8 protein-coding genes are annotated in these 8,439 nt (G+C 60.5%); 6 read left to right on the top strand and 2 right to left on the bottom strand.

Annotation, left to right across the window (positions count from 1 at the left end; translation table 11 throughout):
* The 6 genes from lptD to JWR14_RS26535 form a co-directional block, all read left to right on the top strand.
* A partial coding sequence (gene lptD, locus JWR14_RS26560) for an LPS assembly protein LptD (protein WP_299714529.1) occupies positions 1-650 on the top strand: 650 nt, incomplete at its 5' end.
* Positions 651-789: 139 nt separating this feature from the next.
* Positions 790-2,160 (top strand): peptidylprolyl isomerase, encoded by a 1,371-nt coding sequence (locus JWR14_RS26555; protein ID WP_299714526.1) that lies wholly within the window; start codon positions 790-792, stop codon positions 2,158-2,160.
* A 21-nt stretch (positions 2,161-2,181) separates the two neighbouring features.
* Complete coding sequence (pdxA, locus tag JWR14_RS26550) at positions 2,182-3,153, top strand: 4-hydroxythreonine-4-phosphate dehydrogenase PdxA (protein ID WP_299714523.1); 972 nt, start codon at positions 2,182-2,184, stop codon at positions 3,151-3,153.
* A gap of 66 nt (positions 3,154-3,219) precedes the next feature.
* Positions 3,220-4,032 carry a 16S rRNA (adenine(1518)-N(6)/adenine(1519)-N(6))-dimethyltransferase RsmA gene (gene rsmA, locus JWR14_RS26545; protein WP_299714520.1) on the top strand — a complete coding sequence of 271 codons (813 nt, stop codon included), beginning with the start codon at positions 3,220-3,222 and terminating at the stop codon, positions 4,030-4,032.
* Between the two features lie 415 nt (positions 4,033-4,447).
* Positions 4,448-5,596 (top strand): porin, encoded by a 1,149-nt coding sequence (locus tag JWR14_RS26540; protein WP_299714517.1) that lies wholly within the window; start codon positions 4,448-4,450, stop codon positions 5,594-5,596.
* Positions 5,597-5,743: 147 nt separating this feature from the next.
* Complete coding sequence (locus JWR14_RS26535) at positions 5,744-6,688, top strand: LysR family transcriptional regulator (protein WP_299714515.1); 945 nt, start codon at positions 5,744-5,746, stop codon at positions 6,686-6,688.
* 17 nt (positions 6,689-6,705) lie between these two features.
* Here JWR14_RS26535 and JWR14_RS26530 read toward each other — a convergent pair whose 3' ends face one another.
* Entirely contained in the window at positions 6,706-7,662 is a 957-nt protein-coding gene (locus JWR14_RS26530; protein ID WP_299714512.1) for a DMT family transporter, read from the bottom strand.
* A gap of 370 nt (positions 7,663-8,032) precedes the next feature.
* Positions 8,033-8,419: a lactoylglutathione lyase gene (gloA, locus tag JWR14_RS26525; protein WP_299714509.1), complete on the bottom strand. Its 387-nt coding sequence runs from the start codon at positions 8,417-8,419 to the stop codon at positions 8,033-8,035.
* Positions 8,420-8,439: the final 20 nt, after the last annotated feature.

Here is an 8,439-nt window from a genome sequence, read left to right as displayed (position 1 = left end):
ACCCGGCAACGGGCGACGAACGCGCGCGTTTTGTGATTGCGCAGCAGTATTATTTCCAGCCGCAGCGCGTCACGATCACGGAAGGCCAGCCGCTCGACCAGGCGAAACACTCGGACCTGATCCTGGGCGCGTCCTTCAAGCTGGGCGCTGGTTTTTCACAGGAAACTGCGTTCCAATATAATGCCGACAACAACCAGTTGGTGCGTTCGAGCATCGGTTTCGGGTTTAGCCCCGCCGCGCGCGAAGTCATCAATATTGGGTATAGATACACACGGGCGAACGAGACCACGCTGTCCACCTCGCCGATCAACCAGATTCTGGTTTCGGCGCAATGGCCATTATCGCGACACATTTATAGCGTCGCCCGGGTGAACTACGATCTGGCAGGCCATCGTCTCGTCGACGGGCTGCTGGGCTTCCAGTACGATGCCGACTGCTGGACTCTGGGCATCGGCTTGCAGCGTTACGCAAACGGTATCACTAGCACCGGAAGTAACACTGCCGGGACGCGCATTCTTGCTCAAATGACGTTCAAGGGCTTGTCGAACGTCGATAATGGGCTGACCGCGGCGTTCCGCGCCGGCGTCAACGGTTACACGCCGCCACCGCCGCCGCCCGCACCGCTCGCGCGTTACACGAATTACGAATGAGCGTGCGGCGTGTGTGCCGGGATGGTTGCGGTAAGCCGCAGGTAATAGGGCAAGACCGGGCAACACGCAGGGCAACACGCAGTGCACTAGGCAACAGGGTCGGTCACCGGCCGCAATCGATGGAGTATCTGTGTCAAACATGAACAAGTTGAAGTGCGCAATGGTCGCGGCAGGTGTTTTCGCCGCAGCTTTACTGGCCGGCCCGGTGGCGCACGCTCAGGCGCTGGCGCCCACGACCACGGCGGGCGGCGCGCAGATTGCGGATTCGGTCGTTGCGGTTGTGAACAATGACGTCATCACGGAACGTGAACTCGCCGACCGCACGGGTCTGATCGTGCGCCGCCTGCAACAGCAGAACGCGCCGGTTCCTCCGGCGGACCAGTTGCAACGCCAGGTGCTCGACCAGATGGTGGTCGAGCGCATTCAGTTGCAGAAGGCGAAGGAAGACAACATCACCATTGACGACGCCACCGTGCAACGCACGCTCGAGCGTCTCGCGCAGCAAAACAACATGACGCTCGACGTGTACCGCGCGCGCATTGAGGCGCAAGGGGTGCCCTGGACGACCTTCCAGCGCGATGCCCGCACCGAGCTGACGCTGTCGAAACTGCGTGAAAAAGAGGTGGACAGCAAGATCACGGTGTCGGACGGCGAAGTGGCCAACTACGTTGCCAGCCAGCGTGGACCGGGCTCCCGTCAGTCCAACGACCTGCATCTTCAGCACATCATGTTCAAGGTGCCGGAGAACGCAACGCAGGCCGACATTGCCGCTATCCAGACAAAGGCCGAAGGCGTGCTGAAGGAAGCGCAGAGCGGATCGGACTTTGCCAAGCTAGCAAAGAACAATTCGCAAGACACCGACGCATCCAAGGGCGGCGATCTCGGTTTCCGCACGCAGGCTTCGTTGCCGGCTGACATTGTGAGCGCGGTTGCAACGCTGCGTCCGAACGAGGTGAATCCGCAACTGATTCGAACTTCCGGCGGTTTCGAGATCATCAAGCTGGTGGAACGCCGCGTGGGCCAAGGCCAGGCTGCTGATGCACCCAAGCTCGTGCAAACCCACGTCCGGCACATCTTGCTGCGCGTAGCCGACGGCGTGTCCGAAGCGGCCGCCCGTCAGAAGCTGCTCGATATCCGGGGTGACGTCGAGAAGGGCGGCGATTTCGCCAACTTCGCGCGGACCTATTCGCAGGACGGTTCGGCGTCGCAAGGCGGCGATCTCGGCTGGATCAGCCCGGGTGAAACCGTGCCGGAATTCGAGCGCGCCATGAACAACCTGAAAGACGGCCAGGTCAGTGAACCGGTTCGCAGCGAGTACGGTTATCACTTGATCCAGGTACTGGCACGCCGCGATGCGGAAGGCTCGGTACAGCAGCAGTTGGACACGGCGCGTCAGGCGATCGGTCAGCGCAAAGCCGAGCAAGCTTATTCCGACTGGCTGCGTGAACTGCGCGACACCGCTTATGTGCAGTACAAGGGTGTTGCGGCTCAGCAAGCGCTGAACCAGTAAGGCATGAACGCAGGGAGCCGCATGTCCTCATTGTCAATCGCGATCACCACCGGGGAACCGGCGGGGGTGGGGCCTGAATTGACGGTGGCGGCGCTGGCGGAGGCGGCTGAGCGCTGGCCATCGGTGCGGTTCACCGTGCTCGGCGACCGTGAGTTGATGGCTGAGCGGGCGGGTTCGTCGGCTTGGCTTTCTAAAGGCGCTGCAATCGAAATCGAGCATCACGCGCTCGGTGCGCCCGTCACCGCGGGCAAGCTGAATGCGGCTAACGGGCGTTACGTGCTCGGCCTGCTCGACACAGCCATAGACGGCGCGGTCAGCGGGCGTTTCGACGCTATCGTCACCGCGCCGCTGCAAAAAAGCACCATCAACGATGCCGGCGTTCCGTTCACCGGCCACACCGAATATCTCGCTGAACGCACGCATACGCCGCGCGTTGTCATGATGCTCGCGGGCGTGGGCGAAAGGCCGCTGCGCGTCGCGCTCGCCACTACGCATCTGCCGTTAAAGGATGTGTCGGCGGCGTTGACCGTGGATGGCATTGTCGAGACGCTGAGCATTATCGATCGCGACCTGAAAGCGTTGTTCGGTCTGCCGAAGCCGCGCATCCTGGTGACCGGACTCAATCCGCACGCGGGCGAAAACGGTTATCTGGGCCGCGAAGAAATCGATGTCATCACGCCCGCGCTGCTGCAAGCGCGTGCATTGGGGATCGATGCACCGGGTCCCTATCCGGCGGATACCTTGTTCCAGCCGCGTTATCTCAAAGACGCCGACTGCGTGCTCGCCATGTTCCATGACCAGGGTTTGCCGGTCCTGAAATTCGCGACGTTCGGCGAAGGCATCAACGTCACGCTCGGGCTGCCGATCATCCGCACGTCGGTCGATCATGGCACCGCGCTCGATCTGGCCGGCACCGGCCGTGCGGATCCGGGCAGCCTGATGGTTGCTATCGACACAGCCGTTGCCATGGCGCGCCATCGTCGCGTGGCCTGATTCTTTTTGCTTTTGCCTCATTCCTTGCGTCATTCCTTATCATTGCGGTTTTAATCGGCTTCTCCGATGTCCATCAAGCACCAGGGCCACTTCGCGCGCAAGCGCTTCGGGCAGAACTTCCTCGTCGATCAAGGCGTGATCGATTCGATCGTGGACACCATCGCGCCCAAGCGCGGCGAACGCATGGTTGAAATCGGACCGGGTCTCGCCGCGCTCACCGCGCCGCTGATCGAAAGGCTCTCCACGCCGGAGTCGCCGTTGCATGCGGTGGAACTGGATCGCGATTTGATCGGGCGGCTTGAGAAACGGTTCGGCAATCTGCTGGCGCTGCATGCCGGCGATGCCCTCGCGTTCGACTTTGGTTCGCTCGCGCTGGAAGGTGAACAACCGTCGCTGCGAATTGTCGGGAATTTGCCGTACAACATTTCCAGCCCGCTGCTGTTTCACCTGACCGCGTTCGCGCCGAAGGTCATCGATCAGCATTTCATGTTGCAGGATGAAGTGGTGGACCGGATGATCGCCGAGCCGGGCAACAAGGACTTTGGACGCCTCACGGTGATGCTGCAGTACCGGTATGCCATCGATAAACTCATCGACGTTCCACCCGAATCGTTCAACCCGCCGCCGAAGGTGAATTCGGCCATCGTGCGGATGATTCCCTTCGCTCCAGGCGAATTGCCCGACGTGGATGACAAGGTGCTCGGTGAAGTGGTGCTCGCGGCGTTCTCGCAGCGGCGCAAGATGATGCGCAACACGTTGGGCGTATACCGCGATCGCGTGGATTTCGATGCGCTTGGGTTCGACCTTTCGCGGCGTGCGGAAGAAGTGCCCGTGGCTGAGTTCGTGAAACTGGCTCAGGTGGTCAAGGCGGCGCAGTAGCCGGTTTTAGGGCGGCGGGCGGGGTTGGATGACCTGCGCCCTGGTTTGGGGCTGCCTTGCCACGGTGATCGCGCCAAGACGGCTCTATCGGGCTGCTATCGCGCCTGCTGCCGCTGATCTCATCTTTTCTATCTCACTATTCCGGGTTCGCTGACGTGAACCGCGCGACCTCTTCCCCGCTTCTCTATTCCCCTTGGTCTCATGCGGTTTCCGCATTCCATCGATGCAAGGAATGCACTGGAGTTAATCCCCTCGATAGTCTCAAATTGGCAGCGCAACCGCGCAGCAGACTCTCATACAGGGCAACCGCTTCAGCGGCATGACGCGGGTGCATCGGAGATGGGCAACGGCTTCTTTGATTCGTGGCGATACAGGCAAGGCCTGATCGTCGCACTACGACATCACGAGGAGACGTATGAACAGGTCGGGACAACTTAGAAAAACTGGCAGGTTGGGCAAATGGTGCAAGGTGAGTTACGCGTTGCTGCCCGCCGCGTTCGCCTGCGAAACGAGCCACGCGCAATCCAGTGTCACGCTCTACGGCATTGCCGACGTGAGCGTGCGTTACCTGTCCAACGCCGATAAGCAGGGCAATGGCCGTTTTCTGATGGGGCCGGGCGGAATGAGCGAGAGCCGCTGGGGCATCAAAGGCGTTGAGGATCTGGGCGGCGGCTGGGCGACCACCTTCAAGCTTGAAAACCGCTTCCTCCTGAATAACGGCCAGAGCGATTCCACCATGCCGTTTTTCAATGAGGCGCAGATCGGACTGCGGTCGTCGACGTATGGAGAGGTTGTGTTAGGCCGTCAGTACAACGTGATGATCGAAGGCATCACCATGGGCGGGTACTCCAGCAATCCATGGATTCCCTACGATTTCAACTTCCAGCCCGAAGTCACCATGACCGGCGGCATCTGGAGCAGCAACCAGATTCAGTATCACGCCAGGTACAAGGACTTGCGCATCTCGACTGCGTATTCGTTCAGCGGCAACGCCGGCCATATGGCCTACGGCAGCCAATACGGCGTGGCCGCAGCCTACGCGCCCGCGAACGGCCCGGTCACGGTCGGTGGCGCGTTCAAGCAGACGAAGGACTCGATCAACGGCAGCAATGCAAAGGCGTGGACGGTCGGTGGTTCGTACACGTGGGACAAGACGCGTTTCGCGCTGGGTTATATCGTCAATCAGAACGACAAGCGGTTCTCCACGTTCGCCAACGGGCCGTTCGCCGCGGCAGGACTCGCCGCGCTGAAATGGTCCGACTTCAAGAAACGCCGCATGATTCTGGGCGGCGTGACCCAACAAGTCGGAGCGTGGCACCTCGCGGGGAACGTGTGGCGCACGCTGCAGGACGGCAAGACGCAACCGCAGGATGGCTCGGCGTGGCAATTTCAACTGGTCGCGGACTACGACCTGTCCAAGCGCACAGACGTGTATCTGGAAACCGACTATTCAATCTATAGAGCCGGCCTGATTGGCTCGCAGTTGCAAGGGGTCAACGCGCCCAGCCTCGCGCAGAAAAGCACGCAGCTTGGCGTGATGACCGGGATTCGGCACAAGTTTTGAACGAGGACCGGCGGTGTCCGACGGGGGTATCGCCGCTCTTTCTTTGAACGGTCCGCGCCGGTATGCTCGGCTCCGCGGCTGTGAGGAATGGGTTAACCAGCCCGTTTCGAAACTGGCAATCAATCATTTAGGGTTCCGTTTTAAATCATGCATGAGATCAATTCGCGGCGTCTCGCGCACCTGGTGGCGCTCGCCGAGGAGGGCAGTTTCGCGCGTGCGGCGGAGCGGGTTCATCTGAGTCAGCCCGCGCTCAGCCGCAGTATCCAGGCGCTGGAAGATGAGTTCGATATCAAGCTCTTCGATCGCGCGGCACGAGGTGTGGCAACAACCGCCGCCGGCCGGATGCTGGTCGAGCGGGCCCGGCGGGTGCTGTTCGAAACACGTTGTCTTTTTCGCGACGTCGAGCTGATCCGGTCCGACGCTTTGGGCGAGGTGAGGATCGGCCTCGGACCTTATGCGGCCGCTATTCTGTTTCCGGATCTACTGGTCGAATTTGCCCGGCAGTTTCCCGCCATCAAGGTATTGGTTCAAATAGACGAAGCCAGTGTGCTGATGCAAAACCTGCGCGCGGAGGCGGCTGATTTCGTGGTGGTGGATCGTCGTGAAACGCCTGCAGCGCCCGATGTCACCACCCACCGCCTGACCAGCCACGACGGCGGCTGGTTCGTGCGCCCGGGTCATCCGTTGCTTGCGCGCGCTCCCGTGCCGCTGGCGGCGTTAAAAGATTATCCGATGGTGTCCGTACCGCTGTCCGCGTTCATGGAAGATGCGTTGCGACGGTTGTTGAAGTTTCGCGCGCACGAAGCCATTCCCGTGCAGTTGGAATGTAACGATGTCGCCGTGATGAAGAGTGTGGTCGCGCGATCGGACGCCGTGATGTTTTGTACGGCGTCAGTGTTACAACGAGATTCCGATGGCCAGCGTCTCGTGCGTGTGCCGATTGTTCACTCGCGCAAACTTGGACTTCAATTTGCGCTTGTTTGTCTTGCTGATCGGACGCAATCCACTGCTTCTGACGCAGCGCTCACCCTTGCCGGGCAGATCATGAACGACGCCAGCCGCACAGCGCAAGCAGCCGGACGTACCCGGTAGTCGGCATGTCCGGGTGCTCAGGTGCGCCGACGTCCGGCCGGTGCATTGACCAGCGCAATGCCCGTGACCACAAGCGCCGATGCAATCATGAAACGCGTCGTCAGCGTTTCCCCCAGCAGTACGACGCCGAACGCGACACCAAAGATGGGTGTGAGAAACGAGAAGACCGAGAGCCGCGACGCCATGTAGCGCGTGAGCAGCCAGAACCACGTGAGATAACTCAGGAACGCGACCACGATCGCCTGATAGGCGAGGCTGGCGACGGTTGTCAGCGTGATCGTGCTCACATGCGTCTGCCCGAGCGCGAAGGCGAGCGCGAGTAAAACAATCGCCGATACCCCGAGTTGATAGAACAGCGTCTTGCTGGCGCTTGCACGAGCAAGCGGTGATGCGCGGATGACGACAGTGGTCGCTGCCCAGAACACACCGCCGAGTACGCCGAGGGCATCGCCAGCGGTGCCTTGCCATGTCGATGTGCCCGATGCGCTGCCCGATGCACTGCCCGTGGCGGGGTGCAGGAAGCCATCGGCGAACGCGAGTGAAATACCGCCGAACGCCAGCGCTATTCCCACCCATTGCACCCGCTTCAGCTTTTCTCCCGCGACAAACCAGTGCAGGCCAAGCGCCATGAAACAGGGTGCGGTGTAGAGAAAGACGACCATGCGCGTGGCGCTGGTCAACGTCAGCCCCAGGAAAATGCACACGAACTCGCCGCCGAACAAGACGCCGGCAAGCAGGCCGGACGCGAGGGTATTGTCGCTGCGAAATAGCGCGACGCCGCGTGAACGAGTCCATAGCCAGACGAGGACGGTTGCTATGGTTGAACGGATGCCAGCCTGGAGAAGCGGGGGAAACGAGGCGTTCGCGCCCTTGATGGCGACTTGCTGGAAACCCCACACTGCGCATAGCGCGATCATCAGCAGAATGGCGGTGGAATCGGGCGCGCGACGCACAGGCAGGGCAGTGGTGCTCATTGATTATTGTGTTTGTGTTTGTGTTTTGACCGGTTGCCGAGTCATGTCTCTGGCGCATTCTGCCATTGATGGCGTGGAGCTGCCATGCGTGGTTGTCGCGCATGGAGTTAGCGTTGCCGACGATTGGTCCACCGCCCGCGATGTCGAGTGATTAAACCGGGCGCGTTGTGCGCCGCACGAAAATGGTAGCGCGCTGGTCTTTGTTAACGATGATAGATCGTGCCGGTGAGGGCCAATAAATTAGGATATCTGATGACATTTCGCGCAAGATCGGTATCGGGCGTAAATGAATGAGGCTCCCGAAGGAGCCTCATTCAGAGAGCCCGGAGATAACCGGCCATCGCTGGCCGACCGTTACCCGCAAACCATCTCAAGCATGCTTCTCGATCAATTCGACCTTGTACCCATCCGGGTCTTCAACAAACGCGATCACGGTCGTTCCGCCTTTCACCGGACCGGCTTCGCGTGAGACCTTGCCGCCGGCTTCACGGATGCGATCGCAGGCTGCCGCCGCGTTGTCCACTTCCAGCGCAATGTGACCGTAAGCCGAACCGAGGTCGTACTTATCGACGCCCCAGTTGTAAGTTAGTTCGAGCACGCTGTTTTCGCTTTCATCGCCGTAACCGACGAACGCCAACGTGTATTTGTATTCGGTGTTTTCGCTTTGACGCAGCACTTTCATGCCGAGGATGCGTGTGTAGAAATCGATGGATCGCTGCAAATCTCCGACTCGCAGCATGGTGTGAAGAAGTCGCATGATGGGGTTCCTGTGGGGAA

Source organism: Caballeronia sp. (genome assembly GCF_028292365.1).
GTDB lineage: Bacteria > Pseudomonadota > Gammaproteobacteria > Burkholderiales > Burkholderiaceae > Caballeronia.
This window is presented reverse-complemented; position numbering and strand designations above follow the sequence as displayed.

Coding starts and splice junctions, on each gene's coding strand:
- JWR14_RS26530 (WP_299714512.1), bottom strand. CDS start 7,662: ATGAGCACCACTGCCCTGCCTGTGCGTCGCGCGCCCGATTCCACCGCC.
- JWR14_RS26535 (WP_299714515.1), top strand. CDS start 5,744: ATGCATGAGATCAATTCGCGGCGTCTCGCGCACCTGGTGGCGCTCGCC.
- JWR14_RS26555 (WP_299714526.1), top strand. CDS start 790: ATGAACAAGTTGAAGTGCGCAATGGTCGCGGCAGGTGTTTTCGCCGCA.
- JWR14_RS26540 (WP_299714517.1), top strand. CDS start 4,448: ATGAACAGGTCGGGACAACTTAGAAAAACTGGCAGGTTGGGCAAATGG.
- rsmA (WP_299714520.1), top strand. CDS start 3,220: ATGTCCATCAAGCACCAGGGCCACTTCGCGCGCAAGCGCTTCGGGCAG.
- gloA (WP_299714509.1), bottom strand. CDS start 8,419: ATGCGACTTCTTCACACCATGCTGCGAGTCGGAGATTTGCAGCGATCC.
- pdxA (WP_299714523.1), top strand. CDS start 2,182: ATGTCCTCATTGTCAATCGCGATCACCACCGGGGAACCGGCGGGGGTG.